Below are 22,909 nucleotides of genomic sequence, written 5' to 3' on the forward strand. Positions count from 1 at the left end.
TTTCAGCGTAACTGCCATTAATTAAGGTTAAATTAGGGGGGTACATGGCCAATATCGACATCATACAGAACAGGTATTCCCTTGTTCGCTAAATGCGCTTGCAATACATCGAGGTAACTTAATTCATCCTCCGGCTTATCAACACGGAAATTACGCCCTAAAACTAGCCCATTAATCGATGAAAAAACACCTCTAAACATCATACTGTGAATTGCACGAATTAAATCACAAGGCGACATTTCAACATTTTCTAAATAAAGTAAAACACCTTCCAAGTGCCTCTCCTTAAAAACTGACAGAGGCAAAAAAGTGGTTTCGATTAAATGCGTTAGTATATCCCAGCAACCCCCAACAAGCCTTCCAGACATAAACTCACCATTTTCAGGAGGCACCAACCACATCCACTGGGTGGTTTCATCTCCGACAATAAACGCACTAGGGTTTTTCTCAATATCTGGCCATTTCCGTGTGTGTTTTTCGGAATTATTTTGCGTAAAATTCGATCCCGCAGGTAGCGATAAATAATTTAAAGCTTGTTTTGTGAGAGCGTCTTCACAGGTGCTTATTAAATCCATCAAATTAGAACAATGAGCACTTGCCCAACCTAGCTTTGAATAAAGCGCAACCGATATAGTACAAACGTCTGAAAAACCCAAAATCCATTTAGGTTTCGCTTTCTTTAATCGCTCAAAGTTTATTAAAGGCAACAACTCAATCGCCAACTCACCACCCCAAGGTGGCGCAACAGCATCAATATTGTCGTCCAATAAAAACTGCATTAATTCATCCGCTCGCTCCTCCTTCGGTGCACTGACATGCTTTTCATTACCAAAGAGGCACTGCCCAAAAACCACATTAAAGCCCTGCACCCGTAAACCATCAACCACCGCCTCTAATCTAGGCTTTTGAGATTCAGTCACGCCTGAAGAGAACGCAGTAACGGCAATGGTAGAGCCTTGTTTCAAGGGTGCGGGGTAGATCACGGAATACTCCTGTTAGATAGTGCTGGGTGGACTCCAGCTTCTCGCAAAGTGCATTTAAATGCAATGGGTTTGGATTTGGGCTGCAAGCTGTATGCTGCATGGAAAATGAAAACACATTGAACTAGAGTGCGGTAGAACAAGTTAGCTTGTGTGGTCAGTTTTATTTTTGTGGGCATCTGAGCCAGGAAGGCGAAGTTGAGCGGTGCATGGATGCACGAAAAGCGACCCGCGAAAATGAAACTGGCCGCACGAGCCGAGGTTGGCTAGGGGCTGCGGCTGCGGGCTGCGGGCTGCGGGTAAAATCAAAACACTTAAACAATCGCGTCTTCGCTTTGCTTCGAGCGCTCCTACTTTATTTGGTTAGTTTTTTAGCCATACCGCGAAATACTTTGCAATTTTATTTATTTCATTCGAATGGCTTGGGAATTCTTTTTCTAGCAATACTAGAGCATCGGCTAAGGTTACCTGATGAAGATTAATGCAGTCATCGAAAATTAACGCATTAATATTTTGTTGGAAAGTTGCTGAACTGCTCTCAAGGCTTTTAAGAATGCTTTCGTCTAACATATCTTCAGGGTCTTCTAGAGGTAATGTTGCTTGGTTGTACAAATGCAGATATATCTGAGCCAACTGTGTTGGCGTAAATGTTTCTTTGCTCCGGATTAACCAAGCTAATGATATTAGATTATGACCAAAAAAATGAGGCTGCTTTAAACAGGCATCTAGCAAAGTTGATAGACTAATCTCTTTTGAATTTCTGCTGATCGGAAAGCTACTATGAATGTAATAAGTAGAAGTGACGAACTCCGTCATTCTATTTAAAAACACGGGAATTTGACCCGATTTTAACAGAGGGTACATACATTTAAACGCAAGCAGAATAGTTATGTTATGTGACAAGGTATCGCTTTGCTTTGAAGCAAGATCAGCATAAAACTCGAAAATACTCTCAAAGCCCTTTTGCTCATGCCACTGCCACATAGCTTGATAAGCCGCAGGGTAAATCCCGCTTTGTAATATTCGCGCAATACGCACTTGTGAGAATTTTGGCGCTTCGACTTGAACTGAGAACTCCCCTGTAACGGTTAACTCACTCTTAGAGATTAATTTACTAACTTGAGACCAAATTGCATCGTTTTGCTCAAATGCCGTTTGAAGGAAACTAGCCGCCAAAAACGCCTTAAGTGCATGTGGCTGGTGAATACTAGCACTGCTATAGAGTGCACATTCAAGTAAACCTTCTTTAGTCATTTAAACTCCAAAACAATCCATCGCAATTATGTTCACACTAAACACACCTTGATTACACCACGTTATTTTAATATGTGTGGCAGTACAAGCTCATTATTGGTGATTACGAAAGGAACAATCTACTTGACTCCCAAATGAGAATGACTATCATTTGAATTCGAGGAACAATAATTAAAGGAACACCTATGAGCTATCACATCAATGCCTGGTTAGAAAATGGCGTACCTCAGCTGCAAGTTATTGATGCTCAGACAAAACGTGTTTGTATGAATTGGAGTTACCAATCTGAGTCCGAGCCAAGCGAGCAGCAAAAACACGAGATACAGCGGCTTTTTAGAGAGTTACTGCTGCTGACTTGTAAGCAAGATATTGCGAATTGTCGGGTGTTTAGGGTTGGGGTTTAGGTTTTTTTTAGCTGCAAGCTTCAAGCTGCAAGTTATTAGCTGCAAGTAAGGTCAAAATATTTAAACCGCTTTGGTGGTGTGTTTTAGGCTTCGGGCTGCGAGCTTCGGGTAAGGTCAAAACATTCGCGGCTTTGCTTTGCGCGCTCCTACTTGAGTGTGATGCTGATGATTAGCTTTGGTGGTGGGTTTCGCTGGAGTGGGCATCTGAGGCATGGATGCCGAAGTTGAGCGGCGCTGGGATGCGCGAACAGCGATCCACGGAAGTGGAACGCACCACCAAAGCGGAAATAAACCCATGAGTTTTAGGCTGCGGGCCTCAAGCTGCGAGCTGCGGGCTGCGGGTAAAGCCAACACATTCGCGGCTTCGCTTTGCTTTGCGCGCTCCTACTTGAGTTTGATGCTGATGATTAGCTTTGGTGGTGGGTTTCGCTGGAGTGGGCATCTGAGGCATGGATGCCGAAGTTGAGCGGCGCTGGGATGCGCGAACAGCGACCCACGGAAGTGGAACGCACCACCAAAGCGGAAATCAACCCATGAGTTTTAGGCTGTGGGCCTCAAGCTGCGGGCTGCGGGTAAGGTCAAAACATTCGCGGCATTGCTTTGCGCGCTCCTACTTGGGAGAGGTGCTGTAGGTTAGCCTTGTTGGGTGGCTTTGCTGGAGTGGGCATCTGAGCCATAGATGGCGAAGTTGAGCGGCGCTGGGAAGCGCGAACAGCGACCCGCGGAAGTGAAGCCAGCCATCAAGGCGGAACAATGGTGCAAAACAAAAATAACAGGGTAATAAACAGCGATTGAAATGAGAAACAGGAAGTAAATAGAAACAAACTGGGGAAAGTTGGTCGGAGCAGAGGGATTCGAACCCCCGACCCTCTGGTCCCAAACCAGATGCGCTACCAAACTGCGCTATGCTCCGACTTTTAACTGGCGGTGAGTGAGAGATTCGAACTCTCGATACGATTTCTCGTATACACGCTTTCCAGGCGTGCTCCTTCAGCCACTCGGACAACTCACCTAAGGGTAAGTGTTGGCTTAATGACATAAGCTCTGACTCACCTCGTTTTCAAAAGAATGACTCCTCTCGAAAACGGGAGCGAACTTTACCCAAATATTCTTAAGTTCGCAAGTTTTATTTTTAAAAACAACGAGTTACCCGTTATTTAAGGCTTAATTCGGTAACATAATCTTCTACAACCAAGCGCTGAATGTGCTTATCATCGTTCGAAGGTGTGCCTAAATATAAAAAACCGACAATTTTATCTGTTTTTTCTAAACCCAGAGCCTCAACTAAATATTCTGAATCTGCCAAAGCGCCTGTTCGCCAAACGGCGCCAAAACCCTGCGCGTATGCCGCCGCGACGATATTTTGAGCCGCACACCCGGTCGCAACTATCTGCTCCCAAGCCGGCACCTTTGGGTGATCTTGAATGTGGGCCACCGCAATAATCACCAGCGGTGCCCGCAGGGGACCTTTTTGTGCCTTTGCCACAACGGCTTCAGCAGCGTCAGCATCGTTTGCTAATACAGCTTTTGCCATTAACTCACCCAAAGCCTCTCTTTGCTGGCCACGCACTTCAATAAACCGCCAAGGCCTCAAATAAGCATGATCTGGCGCGCGAAATGCCGCCTTATAACATTGCTCCAGTACAGACTTATTTGGAGCAGGTTCAGTTAGAATGGCGTGAGAAACACGATTTTGCAGTCCTTCCAAGAATTCAGGGTTTTTATTAATAGTCATGGTTAAGCCAATGATTTAATTTGGTTTTATCATACATTATTTAGCTAAATCCGCTATGATAGCAAAAAATCAATAATAATTAGATTAGAAGAAGTGAAGGCACTCGATGGCGCGGCAAAAAACACCCCAACACCCCCTTAAAAAATCCGAGCAAAAGTCGAACAACTTAAGCCAACATGAAGTCACCCAAGAGCTTGAACTGTTTGATGATTTTACTGTACTGCCCATATCAGCCGAATTTAACTCGCGGTCGATCATTTATTTAACATTGGCCGGCACATTAGTGAGCAGCATCTCGTTTGGTTCAATGTCCTCCCTGTTTTCACTGGTTGTTGCCTTTTGTTTATTGTATCCAACCTTTATTCGCTTTTTGAGTTTGCCTCTTCGCCGTCAGCACCCAAAACAAATCGGGTACACCCTAATATTATTTGATGCCTTCTTTATCGGTGCAATCTTAACGGTCATGGGCTTGCCACTCGAACCAACCATTTTCATTCTCATCATGGCGAATGCCAGCTTTATTGCCTTGGGCGGCGCAATGGCCTATTTGCTCTGTGTACTATTTCTATTTGGCGGTGCAGCAGCATCCTATTCTATTCAACCTAATTTCATGATTCATGAAACCAGCACATTAATGATGTTTATAGCCGCATTTGGTACAGGTTTGTATGTTGCCGTTACGGCTTACTATACCAATCAGTCGGCCCGTCGTTTGAAAGTTGCTCGTTTAGACGCCTACCAACAAAATGAAAAGTATCGGACCATATCTCGCCAACTGTCTAAGTACTTATCGCCACAAGTTTGGGAAAGCGTTTTCAGCGGAAAACGTGACGTGAAATTAGAAACCACACGAAAGCGCTTAGTCGTATTCTTTAGTGACATTAAAGGCTTTAGTGAACTCTCAGAACAAATGGAATCTGAAGCCTTAACGGAATTAATTAACACCTACTTAACCGAGATGAGCCGAATCGTGATGAAGCATGGCGGCACCATCGATAAGTTTATCGGTGATGCCATCATGGTGTTTTTTGGAGACCCAGAAACAAAAGGCGTAAAGAAAGACGCTGAAGCTTGCGTGTCGATGGCTATTGAAATGCGACGACACATGAAAGTACTTCGACAACGATGGAAAGCGCAAGGCATTAAGCACCCTCTTGAAATTCGTATGGGCATCAATACGGGGTATTGTACAGTGGGTAACTTTGGTGCTGAAACGCGAATGGATTACACCTTGCTCGGCAAAGAAGTGAACCTAGCCTCACGATTAGAGTCGGCCTCTGAACCTGGTGAAATTTTAGTCTCATACGAAACCTACTCACTGATTCAAGACCGGATATTATGCAAAGAGAAAGGGCAAATCCGAGCTAAAGGGTTTTCACGTCCAGTTCCTGTTTATCAAGTTATCGATTTTAGACGTGACCTAGGCGGTAGCCGAACCTTTACGGAAGTTGAAATGGATGGCTTCTCAATGGCGCTAGATTTAGAAAAGATTAAAAACTACGACAAAGATCGTATTTTAGAGGCCTTAGAAAAAGTGAAGAAAACCGTTGTAAGTAAAACGATCCCGTAAAACTTAATGACAGCCATGACCGGTTTGGGCTATGGCTGCACTCTTTAGGCTTATTGCCGAACCAATCGAATGTTCTCAGGCTGAGCACCCTCTACATTGGAACGAAACGGATTAATATCCAAGCCACCTCGGCGCGTGTACCTTGCATATACAGAAAGCGACTCGCAATGACACTGCGCCATTAAATCTGTATATATGCGCTCCACGCATTGTTCATGAAACTCATTGTGCTGCCTAAACGATATTAAATATTTAAGTAACGCCTGCTGATCTATTTTCGGTCCAGTGTACTCAATCACAACACTGCCCCAGTCTGGCTGACCTGTAACTAAGCAGTTGGATTTTAACAAGTGCGATATTAGTCTTTCAGTGACTAATACCTCGCTATTTGCCACCAGCATATTAGGTAGAGTTTGATAGTGCTCAATATCGACATCATGATCATCAATGCATTGCGCTTCAATAGTACCAATATCAGCCGAATGGCCCGCCTGATGCAAATACACGACAGTAGCGTGCACCTCAGCACCCGCTGCACTCGATAAATCAGCCTCTAATTTATTTTGCACGGATTGCAAAGAATCGAACTTAGATTGATTAAAACTGTTTAAATAAAGCTTAAACGATTTTGACTCAATCAAATTTGGTGAGCTTGCTGGAATAAAAAATTCAGCCAACGCCACCACTGGTTTGCCTTTTAAATTCAACCACGATAACTCGTAAGCATTCCAAATATCGACTCCTGAAAAGGGAAGCTCGCCCTCAATACCCAGCTCAAGGCGCTTCTCAATTCTAGGAATAGGGAACAGCAAAGAAGGATCGTACTGATCTATGTAGGCACTGGATTTTCCCAACGGTGATTGTTCTGGCGTTGCCATATTAACCTCTATGTTAACGAATATTTAAGAGCGTAGCCCTTTTGCGGTATTTAACAAATGGAGCGCCCATCCGCCTAACACCAATACAAATATAGCCAACATAATATATGCAATGCCTACCGGTATATCGGTAATACCTATGATGCCATATCGAAAAGTGTTTACCATGTATAGAATTGGATTCAGTTTACTGACCCACTGCCAAAGCTCAGGCAATAAAGAAACCGAATAAAAAACGCCACCTAAATAGGTTAATGGCGTTAAGATGAATGTTGGTACTATGGTCACGTCATCAAATTTAGTAGCGAAAATTGCGTTGATCAAACCGGCGGTAGCAAAGACAATCGCAGTTAATAGTATCACCGATAAGGTGACCCAAATGTTATGAACGTGTAGGTCTGTAAACCACAACGAGAGAGCGGTAACAATTAACCCGCAAGCAAGCCCGCGCGCCACCCCGCCAATGACAAACCCAGCTAAAATAATCCAATTAGGGACAGGAGCAACAAGTAATTCTTCAATAGATCGCTGGAATTTATTTGAGAAAAAACTGGAGCTTACATTCCCATAGGCGTTGGTGATCACAGACATCATGATCAGCCCGGGTACAATAAACTGCATGTAATCGAAACCATCCATTTCACCAATACGGGAGCCGATTAGGTTTCCAAAAATCACAAAATAAAGCACCATTGTTATCGCAGGCGGCAGTAATGTCTGTGGCCAAATTCTAAGGAATCGTTTTACTTCTTTATAGACGATAGACCAAAATGCGACCCAATATGGATGACTCATAATGCGGTCTCCTTAACTTGCTCTTTCCCAGTTAAATCAATAAACAACTCTTCTAACCGATTAGTTTTTGGTCGAATGCTATTCACTTCTAACCCAACCTCTGAAAGTGCTGAAAATATTGTGTTCAAACTGCGACCTTTTTGTAAGCTAAATTCTAAACTGGTGTTATCTACTAGGCGTGCATCGAATGGTGCTAAAGACTCAGGGACCTCTGCACACTCACCGGTTAAATCGGCAACAAAGGTCGATTTATTTTTCTCTTTAAGTAATTCCTTCGTTCGCCCTTGGGCAATGATACTACCTTGGCCGATGATAGCGATATTTCGACATAAGCTTTCCGCTTCTTCTAAATAGTGCGTCGTTAATATTATGGTTGTGCCTTGAGCGTTGAGCTCTTTCAAAAAAGTCCACATCGAGCGGCGAATTTCTATATCAACACCCGCCGTTGGTTCATCTAAAATGAGCATTTTGGGTTCATGAACCAAGGCACGGGCAATCATTAATCGGCGCTTCATACCACCCGATAATCGTTGCGCCTGAGTGCTTCGCTTATCCCATAAATCGAGTTTTTTGAGATATTTTTCGGTTCTTTCTTTGGCAAGTTTTCTGGGCAAACCATAGTAGCCTGCCTGCTGAATGATGATGTCCTCTACTTTTTCGAATGAGTTAAAGTTAAATTCTTGAGGCACAATCCCTAAACATCTTTTTACTTGCTCACGCTGTGTATCTAGGTCATAACCAAATACCTTCACATTACCAGCAGATTTATTCACCAAAGAGGAAACAATACCCAGCGATGTCGACTTACCTGCGCCATTCGGACCTAACAATGCAAAGAAATCACCTTCCTGTACGGCTAAGTCGATGCCTTTTAAAGCACGAAAACCATTTTCATAGACTTTTTCTAGCTGAGAAATTTCTAATGCATTCGACATAGCGGCCCTACTTTTACCAAAAGGAAGACCCAATATGGGTCTGATTCAACAAAGTTCAACATGTATTATTAAAATCGCTTTGACAGCACGTTATCTATATAGCTTCGAGAGGCACACTCCATTCCAACGTCGTGTCCTTTTTCCTCGCTCAAATACCAACGATGCTCGAGAATTTCATGGAACATCTCAGCATCATCCAAGTCACCTTTTAAGTGAGACGGAATTTCCTGAACGGCGGGGTTGAATATTTCAGATAACCAACGATAGGCTGCTACCGGCAATGGTACTTCTGAACCGGCCTGCTCAGACAAGGTGACTTTGTAGCGATACAGGCTATTGAGCAACCGGCGGGCTTGGTTTTCTTGCACTTGCAAGCCCGTTAAAGAAGCCAACCTTCTTTTATGATGCCAGTGCTCCACGACTCTAGGCACCATTCGAACCTGCTTTCCGTTGTCGACGGTGGTGATTTCCATCTCTTCTACATCGAACCCTAAGTCGTTTAATCGACCAATTCGCTTCTCTATTAGGTATTGGTCTTCTGGGTCGAACACTTCATCGCGCGTTAACTCAGCCCAAAGCAAGTTATAGCGTTCCACGAGATAATCGGACAAATCAACTGGATCAAGATTTCCGGGTAACCCAACGGATGCTTCCAGATCCATTAAATCTCCCGCAATATTTGTATGCGCAATATCGACATCAAATTCACGTCGGTTTTGCGACACTTCGTCCATAAGCTCACCGGTTTCGGCATCCACTAAATAGGCCGCCATGAGTCCAGCATCGCGCCTAAACAATGCGTTCGAGAAAGAGCAATCGCCCCAGTAAAACCCTGACAAATGCAATCGAACCAATAATTCGGCCAAAGCATCCAGCATTTGGTGCATTTGAGCCGGGCTAATGCCTTGTTGAATTATAATTCTATAAGGAAGAGCCCCGACTAAATAATTTGTGATTAATAAGCCTCGGCCTTTCATATCAAAATGGCGTTCTGACGTAACTAAATGCGAGCTGGCTTCTTGGATATTTTCATTTCGATGCGTCACCAAACCCACAGGCTCTACCACCGGTAATCCCATTTCTTCTAGTTCGCGCAGTAACCGGTATTCTTTTGTTGCTATCGGTGTTGCCAATTCTTTAAGTGCATACACACGTTCTTTGTGGCTGATAAATTTAACAACGTTTCGATGTATTCCTCGGGCAACCTCAACAAACAACGATTCCGGCCACTCATTAAGATGGCGAGACCATGGCAGCCTTAAGTCTGTAAAGTAATGACTGGGTGACGCTATCTGAAATTTCATTTTAGGCTCACTTTATGTATACAACTGTACATTGATTTAAACCGAAACCATTAAAAAAGCCGACATTATCGTCGGCTTTTATGATTCAACTTCTACACTAACATACCTGTACTATAGACGCTCTTGCGTTTCGGCATCAAAAATATGCAATTTATCCGCATTAACATGTAAAGCCACTTCATCGCCCATTTTAGGCGTTTTATGAACGTCCATTTTAGCAATAAAAGGCGCTTTTTCACCCGCAACGGTAAAGTGAACCACAACTTCGTGGCCTAAAGTTTCTACAATACTCACATTACCCGTAATGTTTGCCACGTTTTTCCATTCGTGTTCTTGAGCTTCACGGACAAACTCAGGACGGAAACCAACGACAACTTGCTTACCTTTACGTGCTTCAACACCTTCTTTCCATGCCTCTGGAGTATTAAAAGTAACGCACTCACTGACTAACTGTTTGCCATCTTCTGAAACCGTCATTGTTAGAACGTTCATATTTGGCGTACCAATAAATTGGGCCACAAAAACGTTCGCTGGCGTATCGTACAAATCTAATGGCGTGCCCACTTGACGTAAATGGCCGTCGTGTAAAACAGCAATACGGTCACCCATGGTCATTGCTTCAACTTGGTCATGGGTCACGTAAACAGCGGTAATACCTAATCGCTTTTGCAGGTTCGCAATTTCGGCACGCATTTGCACACGTAACTCGGCATCTAAGTTCGAAAGTGGCTCATCGAACAAAAATACTGAAGGCTTACGAACAATCGCACGGCCTAAAGCAACACGCTGGCGCTGGCCACCAGAAAGCGCCTTTGGTTTTCTATCTAATAACTGAGCTAAACCTAAGGTTTCAGCGGCTTCAGTCACCAGACGATCAATTTCATTTTTATCCATTTTACGCAAACGCAAACCGAAAGCGATGTTTTCGAAAACGGTCATGTGCGGGTATAGCGCATAACTTTGAAACACCATCGCCACATCACGATCTTTTGGGTGAACCGTATTTACAACTCGGTCACCAATGTAGAGTTTTCCGTCGGTGATTTCTTCTAGCCCTGCAATCATGCGTAATGTTGTAGATTTACCGCAGCCAGAGGGTCCAACCAGAACCATGAATTCTTTATCTTGAATCTCTAGGTCTAGCCCTTTAATGATGTTCACATCACCGTAACTTTTTATAACGTTCTCGAATTTAATACTCGCCATTAGTGTTTACTCGTTTGTCGATTCAACTCGTCTACTCATCTTCTCAGAGGATGAGAGCCCGTGCATGCTTACCCCCTGAGGGTTCGCATAGATACCGCTTTTATTTTTGTTGTTTTATTACAGCACAATTCGAATTTCATGTCGAACTTTTTCCAAACACCTGTAATTAAACTACCAATTGACACCCTATATTAAAAAGCCCCACTTTATGGGGCTTTCAGAAGAGTCAATGACGCAAAATAATCCACAACAACGTTATTTAACCTAATTTGCTCGGATTTTATTCAAAGATTTACAAAATTGAACAATTTCCGGTTGTTTGAAGAGAGCTTCGGTACTTTTTGAAAGTTTTCTACGCCAATTCGGATACTCAGAACTGGTTCCTGGAATATTCACTGGCTTATTAATCAGCATGAGATCTTCTAGCTGTACCGCGACTATTTGCGAATTTACCTCGGCTAACTGCGCATGTATCGCCATGCAGAGTGCTTCTGTCATTTCAGGTACTTGCTCTACTTCGCTCGACACGGTGCTCGGTAATCGATTATACCGCTTTAACAGGGTTAAAATATGCTGCTTATTTGTATCGCGGGTAACTTGCTCTGCAGTGTAGTCTTGCTCTGAACCGAACATACCCAGCTCCCAGCGTAGCGCAAGGTCACTTTTATTCCAAAACGCTTTGAGCGTTGGCATATCATGGTTACACACAATCGCCAATGCTTTGCTCGCGTAGTCCGCAGGTTCCGTACACCCTTGCTCCGCTATTTCAAAATAGAACACCTTATTCGAATAAAGCTCTGCTTTCGGGAAAAACTCCGTCACTTCATCCGGTACCGTTCCTAAATCTTCAGCAATCACCAAACATTGGTTACGCTGCGACTCTAAATTTAAAATGCCGAGCATATCGAACATATCGTAATAAACATAAGTACCGTAGGCGGCCGTTTTGCCAGGTGGGCACCACCATAAACGCAAAAGAGACATAGCATGATCTATGCGGAGTGCACCACATGCCCTCATGTTATTTCGCAGCAATGTAATAAACGTACTGTAAGCATTATCTTTTAGTTTAACAGGGTCTAACGGAGGCAAGCCCCAGTTTTGGCCGTTTGGTCCTAAGGCATCAGGCGGTGCTCCCACCGAGGCATCTAAGCAAAAGCTTTCTTTATTCGACCAGATTTCAGCGCCACCCTTGTCTGCCCCGACGGCTAAATCACGGTATATCCCGATTTTCATGCCTAACTGTTTCGCTAACGCATCTACCGCTTGCAGCTGCTCATCGGTAATAAATTGCAAGTATTGCCAGTAGCGAATAGCTTCTTGGTTTTCTTTTTTAAAGGCTTTAACTTCTGCAGAGCGATGGTCTTTATAGGCATCCGGCCAAACCGGCCAACCCCAGGCATTAATATCGAGCGCTTTAAAGTGAGCCAGCAATGCTTCAAACAGTGCGTGCTGCACTAGTGGCTCACCTTGTTGCTCTACAAATGCATTGAAGGCCTGTTCTCGCGCCGAGCCAGTGCCGTGGTGCTCTTTCAAATAGGTTTGATACAGCAATTCAAAGCATTCATGTTTTGCGGCACTCACGCCCTGATAGTCTACATCTTCAACAGCTCTAAGCTGCTTTAGACGCTCATTAAACACCTTTGAACTGACCTTTTTTTGCAAGGCTTTAGAGTGCTTAAACTCTGGCACCTTCGTCACATCCGCATACAAGCTGTTCAAAAAACTTCGATTCGAAGGAGAATATGGACTGTTGTGATCTGGACTGATTGGATAAAGCGCGTGAATAGGATTTAATCCAATGACATCAGCGCCTTGGGCGGCTAAATCTTCTATAAGCTGAGCCAGGTCGGTGAAATCTCCCATCCCCCAGTTGCTGTCGGAGCGCAAGGTATATAGCTGAATCGCTGTACCCCAAATTTTATCACCTCTGGCCATTGGCTCAGACTGAAAGCTGGTTTTAGGGGTGACAATAAGCGGGCGAGTTTCTACCCGATCACCAACGACAACTTTAATTTGGTGATATCCTAAGGGTAAATCTGGCGGCAACGTGAGAAGTCTTCGTACATATTGTGTCTCACCCATCCAATAATCACCGGTTTGAGTCAGCATATCTAAATGCACAACACTCTCTAAAGTACTTCCGTCTTCAAAGGAAATTTGCCAGTTAGAAGGAGTCATTAAATCTTGGCTGGTGATGTACAAATTAACACCCCAAGAATCACGTAATGGAGACAACACAGTAATTGGTTCGAGTAAAGTTAACCACTGATGTGTATCTAATTGCGTAGCTTGCACACTTAAAGCTTCATCATCGTCAAGGTTGTAACCCATTGCGCGTAGAATTAACTCTATATTTTCAAACGCAACGTCAGCTTCATTACCAAGATAATCTACAAATTTATTTGAAACGTGACGCAGATGAGCAACTTTAGATGAAAGCTCATAGTTTGCCATTGATAACCCCTTTGTTTATGCACAACGTCGTCAATCTTGGTTGTACAATTATCCAATTTATTGAGGCATTTTAGAGCACTATTAGAAAGAGCGCGCGTAAGAAATTATCTTTTAAGGTGGGATTTTTCATCAGGTGGAGTTTCTAAATCTAGAACGCCACTGTTTACTTTCCCAAGGCACTTTGAGCTAATTGAGTTACACGAGACCAGTCTTGCTGATTAATGGCATCGGCAGGCACCAGCCAAGACCCTCCGACACAAAGCACACTCGGAAGCTCGAGATAGTGTTTAAAGTTAGCCTCTGTAATGCCACCCGTAGGGCAAAAAGATACATCCGGAAATGGACCAGCAAAAGATTTAAGCGACTCCACACCACCGGCGGCCTCGGCTGGAAAAAATTTAAAGCAACGATACCCGAGCTCAATACCTTGCATCATATCCGACACACTTGAAATGGCCGGTAAAAAAGGCACACCGACACGCTTTCCAGCTTCCAATAACTTTGGCGTTGCACCGGGGCTGACGGCAAAGTCTGCCCCTATCGATAACAACTCATGCAATTGGCCTTCGCGAGTTACCGTACCTGCACCAATGAGTAGCCCGTCGATTTTTTTCATTTCGGCTATGGCATTCATGGCAGCGTCCGTTCTTAGGGTAACTTCAATTACACGAATACCACCTTGTTTTAGCGCCATCGCTAAAGGCAGCGCATCTTCCACTCGATTTACAGTTAACACTGGAATCACAGGCGCTGCGAGCGCCAGGATTGCCTCAATTTCTTTACTCATTTTACCAATCTCAATGTACTTCGCATTTTAATTCTGAGTATGAACTTGATGATTCAATACCGCCGCCGAGCCCAACAAACCTGGTTGCTTCGCCATAACAACGTACGTTGGAATGCTCTCAACAAATCCCGACAACCTCGCTTTTTCTTCGAACCGAGCTCGAAACTCGCTTTCCAAGAAATAGTCTAGAAAACGCGGCACAATACCACCCGTAATATACACACCGCCTTTTGCTCCAAGGGTTAAGGCCACATCACCGGCGTAACTTCCTGTGATTGCGCAAAACGTAGATAAAGCTTCTTCGGCTATCGGATCTGCTTGCTCAAGCGCTCTTTTCGAAATTTCAGGTGCCGTTAATTCTACAATGGGTTGCTTATTAAAATAACAAAGCCCTTGATAAATATTTTCTAAACCCATGCCAGACACTAATCGCTCGTTCGAGACTCGATCATGCTTGGTCAATAGATACTGCAATATGGCGATTTCTTTTTCATTCGTTGGGGCAAAGTGAGCATGCCCACCTTCTGTTTCTATGGTGATAGGTCCTAAATCATTAAAGGCCAACGCAGCCAAACCCAACCCTGTTCCCGGACCTGTAATTGCCATCGGTTTGCCAACTACGGCTTCACCACGCCCTACTTTCACTAATTCGTCAGCGGCCAAATGCGGAATAGCGTTTGCCATTGCATTGTAATCATTAATGAATTTTAAGCTCACTAATCCTAAACTCGCTTTGAGCGCAGAAACCGAGAATGACCAGGTGTGATTGGTCATGGTGATTTGGTCTTTGTCCGTTGGGCAGGCAATTGCCATAACCGCATGCTTAGGTTTTGAGTATTCTTTATCAAGGCCCGATAGATAGGCTAAAATGGCGGCTTCAATCGTTTCATATTCTGCGCCGTTTAAGGCCTTCGGGGCAACAAGCTCACTTTCAGACAAACTCAGTAAATGGGGATGTTCAAAACTTTTGATAGGCGCTAGCGCGAACCGAGCATTAGTGCCGCCAATATCCGCGATTAATCCATACTGAGTCATTATGTAAAACCCTTATAAAGTTAAAAATTGAAATGCTTTTTGTAACTATATTTCAATTAAGGTCGCCATTGCCACTTTTTATAGCATTATCTAGTAACTTAATTACCAAAAATCTAAAATTTAAGCCCATACTAAAGCCCATGGTTTCATGCGAGCGGGCTTCTTTGTTCACAATATTCGAACTTAGTTTATATAAAACGGAAATCTATCGCCTTTTTGCTTTACCTCGACTACTGATATTCCCTACAATCTACCGAAGACCCACTGTTCGGAATACAATTATAATGGCCACAAATATACTAGATCGCCTCAAATCGAACCCAAGCGTTTTAAGCAAAAGCGAACGCAAAGTGGCGGTCGTAATATTACAAGATCCCAACAAAGCGATTCGCTCCAGTATAGCCAGCTTAGCAAAATCAGCTGACGTATCAGAACCTACCGTGAATCGCTTTTGCCGGTCATTAGACTGTACAGGTTTTCCAGATTTTAAATTGAAACTCGCGCAATGCTTGGCGACCGGAACCCCTTACGTTAACCGAAATGTTGAGCCTGATGATCGTGTCGAGGACTACAGCAGTAAAATATTTGAAGCAACCGTGAGCGCTATCAGCGATGCCAAACGCTCCATAGACCCAAATGCGTTAAGCCGTACGGTTGATGCGCTTTCACAAGCAAGAAGAATAGAGTTTTACGGATTAGGCGCATCAGGCTCAGTTGTGATGGATGCCCAGAATAAATTTTTCCGTTTAAACACGCCTTGTGTCGCCTATATCGATGTTCTACAACAAAGAATGGCCGCAGCCGCTACCAAGCCTGGCGATGTCGTAGTTATTATTTCCAATACGGGTCGAACAATTTCCTTGGTAGAAACAGCAAAGATCGCCAAAGATTCTGGCGCAACGGTTATAGCATTAACCTCTCCGCATACACCACTGGCTAACAGCAGCCATATTTTGTTAGGCGTTGATAGCCCTGAAAACACCGACATCTATACTCCACAGACGTCTCGATTAGTGCACTTAACTATCTTGGATGTGTTAGCGACTGGCGTTACCTTAAAGCTAGGTCCCGAATTTCAAAGCCATCTCAAGCGAATTAAAGCCGCTCTGTCTGAAACGCGTTTTCAAGAAGAACAAAGCGACTGATCCCTTCTTTTCTCACTATTTATACCCACACCTGCTTAACTCAATTTGCAGGTGTGATTCGTTTGAGAATCGAATCTAATTGTAATAAAATTACAAAATCAACTTATTATTGCTTGTACTGTAGTAGACTCCATTGGTTTTTTTCATATAAAAATTGAACAAGAGAGCCAAAAGAATGACCTTAAGACGCACTAAAATTGTCACCACGCTTGGCCCAGCCACCGATGCAGAGGGTGTTTTAGAGCAACTACTGATAGCCGGTGCCAATACAGTTCGTCTAAATTTCTCTCATGGCGACGCGGAACAACACCGTCAGCGAGCATTAGCCGTTCGATCTATTTCTAAAAAATTAGGTATTTCTGTTGCGATTCTAGCCGACTTGCAAGGCCCAAAGATTCGTATCGCTAAATTTAAAGACAACAAAACCGTCCAACTTCAAAACAACCAATCTTTTATCCTTGACGCCGATTTCGATAAAAACGAAGGCTCAGAATCAATAGTTGGCATTGATTACCCAGAGTTAGCGCACGACAGCAAACCGGACGATGTTTACCTTTTAGATGACGGACGTGTTCGAGTAAAAGTCACTGAAATAGTAGGCAATGCCGTACATACTACGGTCATCCAAGGTGGCCCGCTGTCTAATAACAAAGGGATCAACAAGCTAGGCGGTGGGCTTTCGGCGGCCGCCTTAACTGAAAAAGATAAAGAAGACATTAAGTTAGCTGCCGAGCTTGAGGCCGATTATTTAGCCGTATCATTTCCGCGCGGCCCTAAAGACATGCATGAAGCAAGGCAATTGCTCAATGCGGCCGGTTCAAGCGCAGAATTAGTGGCTAAGCTAGAGCGAGCGGAAGCCGTTCTCGATCATGAAAACTTAGACAACATTATCTTAGCGTCTGAGGCAGTGATGGTTGCACGCGGTGACTTAGGTGTTGAGATTGGCGACCCGGAATTAATAGCCGTACAAAAGCACATTATTAAACGAGCACGCACATTAGACAGAATAGTCATAACCGCGACTCAAATGATGGAATCGATGATAGAGCACCCGTTTCCAACTAGAGCCGAGGTGTTTGATGTCGCTAACGCAGTGCTAGATGGCACAGATGCTATTATGTGTTCTGCTGAAACCGCTGCCGGCAAATATCCATTAGAAACGGTCCGAGCCATGAGTGATATTTGCATCGGAGCCGAAAAGCACAAATTGACTACCGAGTCTCGACACCGATTGGGCTCTGAGTTTAAGCGCATTGACGAAACGATAGCCATGACTGTCATGTATGCGGCTAATCATCTTCGCGGCGTCAAAGCTATAATTGCCATGACCGAATCGGGTTCCACGGCTAAATGGATGTCACGAATCAGTTCTGGCATGCCTATTTATGCACTGACTCGCCATGAAGCAACACAAAGTCGCGTGTCTTTGTATCGTGGCGTTGAAGCCATTCCATTTGATTTATTTAGTATCGAAGACAAACAAATTAACAAAGCCGCTGTTGATGAATTAAAAAAACGAAATCTGGTTAAAGATGGCGATTTAGTCATCTTAAGTTATGGCGATCATTCGGGCGTCCATGGCGGCAGCAATACATTTAAGATTGTAAGTGTTGGCAATATACTGTAAAAAGGCGTCCGTTAAATAACATTTCCCAAACGGCAGCCTCGGCTGCCGTTTGGCGTTTTTGGGACAGAAAAAAGCGTAATTTCGCCAGTTTTCTTTAACTCGCTAAATGGCGTAAGTTAGCTAAAGTAAACTGATTAAATGACAAACATAGATGTTTGAAACACACCATTGGGGCAAGAGGGTATTAACCTATGGAACATGATTTAGATCCTATCGAAACACAGGAATGGCTAGATGCACTGGCATCAGTCGTACGTGAAGAAGGTAATAATCGAGCGCAATTCTTATTAAAGCGATTATCGGACCAAGTAACAGACGGAGGCTCAGACGTTCCGTTTGCAATCAACACGCCGTTTCGCAATACCATTAAGCTTGAAGATGAGCCAAAGTACCCAGGCGATAATGAAACGGAGCGAAAAATCCGTGCGATGATTCGTTGGAATGCGGTAGCAATGGTAGTTAAAGCCAATAAATCTGGCGATGACTTAGGCGGCCATATTTCAAGTTTCCAATCTTCTGCAACCTTATACGATATTGGTTTCAACCATTTTTGGCGTGCACCAACCGAAACCCATCCAGGTGATATGATTTATTTCCAAGGTCACATTGCTCCGGGTATTTATGCACGCTCTTATGTTGAAGGCCGTTTAACCGACGAGCAGCTTGAGAATTTCCGCCGTGAAGTAGACGGTAAAGGTCTGTCCTCTTACCCTCACCCATGGTTAATGCCAGACTACTGGCAATTCCCAACGGTTTCGATGGGCTTAGGTCCTATTCAAGCCATTTACCAAGCCCATGTAATGCGTTATATGGAAAACCGTGAAAAGATCGACAAAGGGGGTCGTGTTTGGGCTTTCTTAGGCGACGGAGAAATGGATGAGCCAGAATCATTGGGTGCCATTTCGTTAGCTGGACGCGAAAATCTTGATAACTTAAACTTTGTGATCAACTGTAACCTTCAGCGCTTAGACGGCCCTGTTCGTGGAAACGGAAAAATCATTCAAGAACTTGAAGGCATGTTCCGTGGCGCGGGTTGGAATGTCGTTAAAGTTGTCTGGGGTCGACATTGGGATCAACTGTTTGCTAAAGACAAGAAAGGTTTCATGCAAAAGCGCATGGACGAAGTCGTTGATGGCGAATTACAAGCCTACAAATCTCATGGCGGTGCGTACACGCGTGAATTCTTCTTTGGAAAATACCCTGAGCTGGCTGACCTGGTTAAAGATATGTCCGATGAAGAAATTTATCGCCTAAACCGAGGTGGGCACGATCCGTATAAAGTTTATGCCGCTTTCCAAAAAGCCGTAAGCGACAACAATGGCAAACCAACGGTAATTTTAGCGCATACCGTTAAAGGATACGGCATCGAAGCGGGTGAAGCGAAAAACATGACTCACTCGTTGAAAAAGCTATCGGTCGATGATCTAAAAACGTTCCGTGATCGCTGTGGTGTTCCTATTAGCGACAAAGACTTAGAAGATGGGAAGATTCCATTCTATCGTCCAAGCGAGAACAGCCCTGAGATGCAATACATTCGTAACCACCGCAACAACCTAGGCGGTTACATTCCAGCACGACGCATCAACGCCGCTGAAAAAATTAAAATTCCAGGTATTGAAACGTTTGAAGCGCTAACCAAAGAAAGCGGTGAGCGTGAAATTTCGACAACCATGACTTTTGTTCGTATGTTGTCGCAATTAATGAAAGATAAAACCATTGGTGATCGTATTGTTCCTATTGTGCCTGATGAAGCACGTACTTTCGGTATGGAAGGCATGTTCCGTCAGTTTGGTATTTATTCTCCGTGGGGGCAAACGTACATCCCGCAAGATAAAAACCAAGTCATGTGGTACAAAGAAGACATCAAGGGTCAAATACTCCAAGAAGGTATCAACGAAGCTGGCGCTATGAGTGCTTGGATTGCAGCTGCAACCTCTTACAGCACTTACAACCACCAAATGATTCCGTTCTACGTTTATTATTCTATGTTTGGTTTCCAACGCATCGGCGACTTAGCTTGGGCGGCGGGTGATCTACAAGCCAGAGGCTTCTTAATTGGTGCTACGTCTGGTCGTACCACTCTTAACGGCGAAGGCTTGCAGCATCAAGATGGTCACAGCCATATATTGGCAGGCACTATTCCAAACTGCATCACTTACGATGCTACCTATGGTTATGAAGTTGCCGTGATCATCCAGGAAGGCATGCGCCGAATGGTCGAAAACCAAGAAAATGTTTTCTACTATCTCACTACGCTGAATGAAAACTACCAAAACCCAGGTTTGGTCGATGACAAAATGGCCGAAGGCATCAAGAAAGGCATGTATTTGCTTGAAGATGGCGTGAAAAAAGGCAAGAAAGCCGTTCAGCTAATGGGGTCTGGTTCTATCTTGCAAGAAGTTCGAGCAGCCGCAGAAATTTTGCGCAACGACTTTGACGTACAAGTCGATGTTTGGGCGGTTACATCGTACAACGAACTGACCCGCGACGGTTTAGATATTGATAGAACCAATTTATTAAACCCTGAATCTAAACCAAAAGAGGCGTATGTCACTAAGACATTATCGAAGCGTCGTGGACCGGTTATTTCGGCCAGTGATTACATGAAAAACTACGCCAACCAAATCCGTAAATGGGTGCCACAAGATTACCATGTCTTAGGAACCGATGGTTTTGGACGCAGTGATTCTCGCGCGAAATTGCGTCACTTCTTTGAAGTGGATCGCCATTGGGTCACCGTAGCAGCGTTAAAAGCGCTAGCAGATGAAGGAACGATCGAAGCGAAAGTCGTCTCACAGGCGATCGAAAAATTCGGTCTAGACATCAATAAACCAAACCCAATGACAGTGTGATTGCGGAATTAGGAGTCTTATATGACAACTGAAATAATCCGAGTACCCGATATCGGTATGGATTCTGCCACCTGCATCGAAGTGGCAGTAAAAATAGGTGATACGATCAATGAAGACGACACTCTCATTGTTCTAGAATCAGACAAGGCGTCAATGGATGTTCCGTCGCCTATGTCTGGAAAAATAACTCAAATTAAAATTGCCGAAGGTGATGAAGTTAAAGAAGGCGATGAGTTGGTTTACCTTGAAGTTGAAGGGTCCAGCAATGCCAATGAAAACTCGGCACCAAAAGCGGAAGCTTCTGATGCATCCAATAGCGAAGAAAGCACAGCCAATGCGCCAGCCTCTAGTAGCGTAGAAGAAATTGCGGTACCAGACATTGGTATGGACAGTGCGAATGTTATTGAGATCGCTGTGAAGGTAGGTGATACCTTATCAGAAGATGACACTTTGGTTGTTTTAGAATCAGATAAAGCGTCCATGGATGTTCCGACACCCAAGGCCGGTGAAGTTGTCGCGATTCGCGTTAAAGAAGGCGATGAAGTTTCTCAGGGCGCTATTTTAGTCGAGTTGAAAACAGCGTCTTCAGGCGCTGAAGCTTCGGCTCCTGCACCATCGAAAACGGCCGAATCAGCACCGGTAGCATCCGCTGAATCGAGTGTTGAACAAGTAAAAGTTCCCGATATCGGCATGGACAGCGCAAAAGTCATTGAGATCGCCGTTAAACCGGGTGACCAATTGAGTATTGACGACACTTTAGTAGTTCTTGAGTCTGACAAAGCCTCTATGGATGTTCCTTCTCCCGTAGAAGGCGAAGTTACCGCGGTAAAAGTTTCTGATGGCGACGAAGTATCTCAAGGTGATTTGCTAATAGAAGTAAAAGTAAAAGGATCGGCGACATCGTCTTCTCCTGAAAGCCCTGCGCCAGCTAAAACGTCTAGCGCAGCGCCGGCGAGTTCTCCAAAAGCCGCAGCAGAAGAGCAACCGGCTGTATTAGCTCATGCCTATGAATCTGCCCCTGTTAAACCGAGCAAAAACGTTCATGCAGGCCCTGCTGTGCGCCGTTTGGCTCGCGAATTTGGTGTTGATTTAGCGCTAGTGCCCGGTACAGGACCACGCAACCGTATTATAAAAGACGATGTGGCAGCATGGGTTAAAAAGCGCTTACAAGAGCCAAAGCAAGAAACCGTGGGTGGTGCTTTGCCAACTGTGCCAGACCAAGATTTCTCGAAATTTGGCGATATCGATATTGTTGAGATGAATCGTATTCAACAAATAACTGCGGTCAATATGACGCGGAATGCGTTGGTCATCCCACATGTAACGCAATTTGATGAAGCTGACATCACTGACACCGAAAGTTTCCGACAGTCTTTAAAGCCTGAGATGGAAAAACGAGGCGTCAAAATCAGTCCGCTTGCTTTCATTGTAAAAGCTTGTGCTTCGGGCTTAGTAGAATTCCCGAAATTCAACGTTTCACTCATGGCAGACGGTAAACGCATGGTGCAGAAGCACTATGTAAATATTGGCATTGCGGTGGATACTCCGAACGGCTTAATAGTTCCGGTCATTAAAGATGCTGATAAGAAGTCGATCTGGCAAATTGCTGAAGAAATCATTGATTTTGCAAAGCGCGGCCGAGATGGCAAAGTGAAACCAAACGAAATGCAAGGCGGTTGCTTCACTGTCAGCAGCCTGGGCGGATTAGGCGGAACAGCCTTTACACCAATCGTAAATGCTCCTGAAGTGGCCATTCTAGGCGTTTCTAAGAATGCCGTGAAACCGCATTGGAACGGTTCTGAATTTGTTCCTCGTACATTCACTCCGTTGTCGCTTTCATACGATCATCGAGCGATTAATGGGGCTGATGCCGCAAAATTCACTACTTACATAGCCAGTGTAATGGCTGATGTGAGAAGGCTAGTGCTATAACAGCAATTTTCTA

General features: G+C 44.2%; 23 protein-coding genes and 2 tRNA genes. 10 read left to right on the forward strand and 15 right to left on the reverse strand.

Features of this window, described 5'->3' with window-relative positions; all coding sequences use genetic code 11:
• Positions 1–32: 32 nt before the first annotated feature.
• Both QWZ13_RS14625 and QWZ13_RS14630 read right to left on the reverse strand, forming a co-directional pair.
• The gene (locus QWZ13_RS14625) at positions 33–983 is read right to left on the reverse strand and encodes a S66 family peptidase (RefSeq protein ID WP_290282438.1); all 951 of its coding nucleotides are present in this window, start codon (positions 981–983) and stop codon (positions 33–35) included.
• Positions 980–1,123: a hypothetical protein gene (locus QWZ13_RS14630; protein WP_290282439.1), complete on the reverse strand. Its 144-nt coding sequence runs from the start codon at positions 1,121–1,123 to the stop codon at positions 980–982. The genes QWZ13_RS14625 and QWZ13_RS14630 overlap by 4 nt, the downstream gene beginning before the upstream one ends.
• Positions 1,124–1,129: 6 nt before the next feature.
• Between QWZ13_RS14630 and QWZ13_RS14635 the strand changes: the two genes are divergently transcribed.
• Complete coding sequence (locus QWZ13_RS14635) at positions 1,130–1,462, forward strand: hypothetical protein (RefSeq protein WP_290282440.1); 333 nt, start codon at positions 1,130–1,132, stop codon at positions 1,460–1,462.
• Here QWZ13_RS14635 and QWZ13_RS14640 read toward each other — a convergent pair.
• Positions 1,344–2,234 (reverse strand): hypothetical protein, encoded by an 891-nt coding sequence (locus QWZ13_RS14640; RefSeq protein WP_290282441.1) that lies wholly within the window; start codon positions 2,232–2,234, stop codon positions 1,344–1,346. The genes QWZ13_RS14635 and QWZ13_RS14640 overlap by 119 nt on opposite strands.
• A 185-nt stretch (positions 2,235–2,419) precedes the next feature.
• On the opposite strand from QWZ13_RS14640, the gene QWZ13_RS14645 reads away from it, so the two are divergent.
• The 3 genes from QWZ13_RS14645 (at position 2,420) to QWZ13_RS14655 (ending at position 3,270) form a co-directional block, all read left to right on the forward strand.
• Positions 2,420–2,638, forward strand: a complete 219-nt coding sequence (locus QWZ13_RS14645) for a hypothetical protein (protein ID WP_216001466.1) — start codon at positions 2,420–2,422, stop codon at positions 2,636–2,638.
• 211 nt (positions 2,639–2,849) lie between these two features.
• A complete protein-coding gene (locus QWZ13_RS14650; protein WP_290282442.1) occupies positions 2,850–3,104 on the forward strand; it encodes a hypothetical protein in 255 nt (84 codons plus the stop codon).
• Positions 3,088–3,270 (forward strand): hypothetical protein, encoded by a 183-nt coding sequence (locus QWZ13_RS14655; RefSeq protein ID WP_290282443.1) that lies wholly within the window; start codon positions 3,088–3,090, stop codon positions 3,268–3,270. The genes QWZ13_RS14650 and QWZ13_RS14655 overlap by 17 nt, the downstream gene beginning before the upstream one ends.
• 1 nt (position 3,271) lies before the next feature.
• Here the strand turns inward: QWZ13_RS14655 and QWZ13_RS14660 are convergent, their stop codons facing one another.
• The 4 genes from QWZ13_RS14660 to QWZ13_RS14675 form a co-directional block, all read right to left on the reverse strand.
• On the reverse strand, positions 3,272–3,400 hold the full coding sequence (locus QWZ13_RS14660) for a hypothetical protein (protein ID WP_290282444.1): 129 nt from the start codon (positions 3,398–3,400) through the stop codon (positions 3,272–3,274).
• A gap of 74 nt (positions 3,401–3,474) precedes the next feature.
• A tRNA-Pro gene (locus tag QWZ13_RS14665) sits at positions 3,475–3,551 on the reverse strand.
• Between the two features lie 9 nt (positions 3,552–3,560).
• A tRNA-Ser gene (locus QWZ13_RS14670) sits at positions 3,561–3,650 on the reverse strand.
• A gap of 141 nt (positions 3,651–3,791) precedes the next feature.
• Positions 3,792–4,373 (reverse strand): nitroreductase family protein, encoded by a 582-nt coding sequence (locus tag QWZ13_RS14675; protein WP_290282445.1) that lies wholly within the window; start codon positions 4,371–4,373, stop codon positions 3,792–3,794.
• 106 nt (positions 4,374–4,479) lie between these two features.
• Between QWZ13_RS14675 and QWZ13_RS14680 the strand changes: the two genes are divergently transcribed.
• A complete protein-coding gene (locus QWZ13_RS14680) occupies positions 4,480–5,943 on the forward strand; it encodes an adenylate/guanylate cyclase domain-containing protein (protein ID WP_290282446.1) in 1,464 nt (487 codons plus the stop codon).
• Positions 5,944–5,993: 50 nt separating this feature from the next.
• Here the strand turns inward: QWZ13_RS14680 and queF are convergent, their stop codons facing one another.
• The 5 genes from queF to QWZ13_RS14705 form a co-directional block, all read right to left on the reverse strand.
• Entirely contained in the window at positions 5,994–6,821 is an 828-nt protein-coding gene (queF, locus tag QWZ13_RS14685; protein WP_290282447.1) for an NADPH-dependent 7-cyano-7-deazaguanine reductase QueF, read from the reverse strand.
• 24 nt (positions 6,822–6,845) lie between these two features.
• On the reverse strand, positions 6,846–7,616 hold the full coding sequence (locus tag QWZ13_RS14690; RefSeq protein ID WP_215999525.1) for an ABC transporter permease: 771 nt from the start codon (positions 7,614–7,616) through the stop codon (positions 6,846–6,848).
• Complete coding sequence (locus QWZ13_RS14695; RefSeq protein ID WP_290282448.1) at positions 7,613–8,551, reverse strand: ABC transporter ATP-binding protein; 939 nt, start codon at positions 8,549–8,551, stop codon at positions 7,613–7,615. Before QWZ13_RS14695 ends, QWZ13_RS14690 begins: the two co-directional genes overlap by 4 nt.
• A 68-nt stretch (positions 8,552–8,619) precedes the next feature.
• Positions 8,620–9,855: a DUF4032 domain-containing protein gene (locus tag QWZ13_RS14700; protein ID WP_290282449.1), complete on the reverse strand. Its 1,236-nt coding sequence runs from the start codon at positions 9,853–9,855 to the stop codon at positions 8,620–8,622.
• Between the two features lie 111 nt (positions 9,856–9,966).
• The gene (locus QWZ13_RS14705) at positions 9,967–11,061 is read right to left on the reverse strand and encodes an ABC transporter ATP-binding protein (protein ID WP_290282450.1); all 1,095 of its coding nucleotides are present in this window, start codon (positions 11,059–11,061) and stop codon (positions 9,967–9,969) included.
• A 60-nt stretch (positions 11,062–11,121) separates the two neighbouring features.
• On the opposite strand from QWZ13_RS14705, the gene QWZ13_RS14710 reads away from it, so the two are divergent.
• Entirely contained in the window at positions 11,122–11,256 is a 135-nt protein-coding gene (locus QWZ13_RS14710; protein ID WP_290282451.1) for a hypothetical protein, read from the forward strand.
• A 69-nt stretch (positions 11,257–11,325) separates the two neighbouring features.
• On the opposite strand, the gene malQ is transcribed toward QWZ13_RS14710, so the two are convergent.
• The 3 genes from malQ to glk form a co-directional block, all read right to left on the reverse strand.
• Positions 11,326–13,518 (reverse strand): 4-alpha-glucanotransferase, encoded by a 2,193-nt coding sequence (malQ, locus tag QWZ13_RS14715; RefSeq protein ID WP_290282452.1) that lies wholly within the window; start codon positions 13,516–13,518, stop codon positions 11,326–11,328.
• Positions 13,519–13,681: 163 nt separating this feature from the next.
• Positions 13,682–14,305, reverse strand: a complete 624-nt coding sequence (locus QWZ13_RS14720) for a bifunctional 4-hydroxy-2-oxoglutarate aldolase/2-dehydro-3-deoxy-phosphogluconate aldolase (protein WP_215999520.1) — start codon at positions 14,303–14,305, stop codon at positions 13,682–13,684.
• Between the two features lie 27 nt (positions 14,306–14,332).
• On the reverse strand, positions 14,333–15,340 hold the full coding sequence (glk, locus tag QWZ13_RS14725) for a glucokinase (protein ID WP_290282453.1): 1,008 nt from the start codon (positions 15,338–15,340) through the stop codon (positions 14,333–14,335).
• Between the two features lie 32 nt (positions 15,341–15,372).
• On the opposite strand from glk, the gene hexR reads away from it, so the two are divergent.
• The 4 genes from hexR (at position 15,373) to aceF (ending at position 22,896) form a co-directional block, all read left to right on the forward strand.
• Positions 15,373–16,485: a transcriptional regulator HexR gene (gene hexR / locus QWZ13_RS14730; RefSeq protein ID WP_353958993.1), complete on the forward strand. Its 1,113-nt coding sequence runs from the start codon at positions 15,373–15,375 to the stop codon at positions 16,483–16,485.
• 175 nt (positions 16,486–16,660) lie between these two features.
• Entirely contained in the window at positions 16,661–18,112 is a 1,452-nt protein-coding gene (gene pyk / locus QWZ13_RS14735; RefSeq protein WP_290282454.1) for a pyruvate kinase, read from the forward strand.
• 191 nt (positions 18,113–18,303) lie between these two features.
• A complete protein-coding gene (aceE, locus tag QWZ13_RS14740) occupies positions 18,304–20,964 on the forward strand; it encodes a pyruvate dehydrogenase (acetyl-transferring), homodimeric type (RefSeq protein WP_290282455.1) in 2,661 nt (886 codons plus the stop codon).
• Positions 20,965–20,985: 21 nt separating this feature from the next.
• Entirely contained in the window at positions 20,986–22,896 is a 1,911-nt protein-coding gene (aceF, locus tag QWZ13_RS14745; RefSeq protein ID WP_290282456.1) for a pyruvate dehydrogenase complex dihydrolipoyllysine-residue acetyltransferase, read from the forward strand.
• Positions 22,897–22,909 lie beyond the last annotated feature (13 nt).

The organism is Reinekea marina, assembly GCF_030409715.1.
Taxonomy (GTDB): Bacteria; Pseudomonadota; Gammaproteobacteria; order Pseudomonadales; family Natronospirillaceae; genus Reinekea; species Reinekea marina.

Excerpts from the sequence above, each read along its gene's own strand:
- QWZ13_RS14640 (WP_290282441.1), bottom strand. The coding sequence starts at position 2,234 with ATGACTAAAGAAGGTTTACTTGAATGTGCACTCTATAGCAGTGCTAGT.
- QWZ13_RS14645 (WP_216001466.1), top strand. The coding sequence starts at position 2,420 with ATGAGCTATCACATCAATGCCTGGTTAGAAAATGGCGTACCTCAGCTG.
- QWZ13_RS14650 (WP_290282442.1), top strand. The coding sequence starts at position 2,850 with ATGGATGCCGAAGTTGAGCGGCGCTGGGATGCGCGAACAGCGATCCAC.
- QWZ13_RS14655 (WP_290282443.1), top strand. The coding sequence starts at position 3,088 with ATGGATGCCGAAGTTGAGCGGCGCTGGGATGCGCGAACAGCGACCCAC.
- QWZ13_RS14675 (WP_290282445.1), bottom strand. The coding sequence starts at position 4,373 with ATGACTATTAATAAAAACCCTGAATTCTTGGAAGGACTGCAAAATCGT.
- QWZ13_RS14680 (WP_290282446.1), top strand. The coding sequence starts at position 4,480 with ATGGCGCGGCAAAAAACACCCCAACACCCCCTTAAAAAATCCGAGCAA.
- queF (WP_290282447.1), bottom strand. The coding sequence starts at position 6,821 with ATGGCAACGCCAGAACAATCACCGTTGGGAAAATCCAGTGCCTACATA.
- QWZ13_RS14690 (WP_215999525.1), bottom strand. The coding sequence starts at position 7,616 with ATGAGTCATCCATATTGGGTCGCATTTTGGTCTATCGTCTATAAAGAA.
- QWZ13_RS14695 (WP_290282448.1), bottom strand. The coding sequence starts at position 8,551 with ATGTCGAATGCATTAGAAATTTCTCAGCTAGAAAAAGTCTATGAAAAT.
- QWZ13_RS14700 (WP_290282449.1), bottom strand. The coding sequence starts at position 9,855 with ATGAAATTTCAGATAGCGTCACCCAGTCATTACTTTACAGACTTAAGG.
- QWZ13_RS14705 (WP_290282450.1), bottom strand. The coding sequence starts at position 11,061 with ATGGCGAGTATTAAATTCGAGAACGTTATAAAAAGTTACGGTGATGTG.
- malQ (WP_290282452.1), bottom strand. The coding sequence starts at position 13,518 with ATGGCAAACTATGAGCTTTCATCTAAAGTTGCTCATCTGCGTCACGTT.
- QWZ13_RS14720 (WP_215999520.1), bottom strand. The coding sequence starts at position 14,305 with ATGAGTAAAGAAATTGAGGCAATCCTGGCGCTCGCAGCGCCTGTGATT.
- glk (WP_290282453.1), bottom strand. The coding sequence starts at position 15,340 with ATGACTCAGTATGGATTAATCGCGGATATTGGCGGCACTAATGCTCGG.
- hexR (WP_353958993.1), top strand. The coding sequence starts at position 15,373 with ATGCTTTTTGTAACTATATTTCAATTAAGGTCGCCATTGCCACTTTTT.
- pyk (WP_290282454.1), top strand. The coding sequence starts at position 16,661 with ATGACCTTAAGACGCACTAAAATTGTCACCACGCTTGGCCCAGCCACC.
- aceE (WP_290282455.1), top strand. The coding sequence starts at position 18,304 with ATGGAACATGATTTAGATCCTATCGAAACACAGGAATGGCTAGATGCA.
- aceF (WP_290282456.1), top strand. The coding sequence starts at position 20,986 with ATGACAACTGAAATAATCCGAGTACCCGATATCGGTATGGATTCTGCC.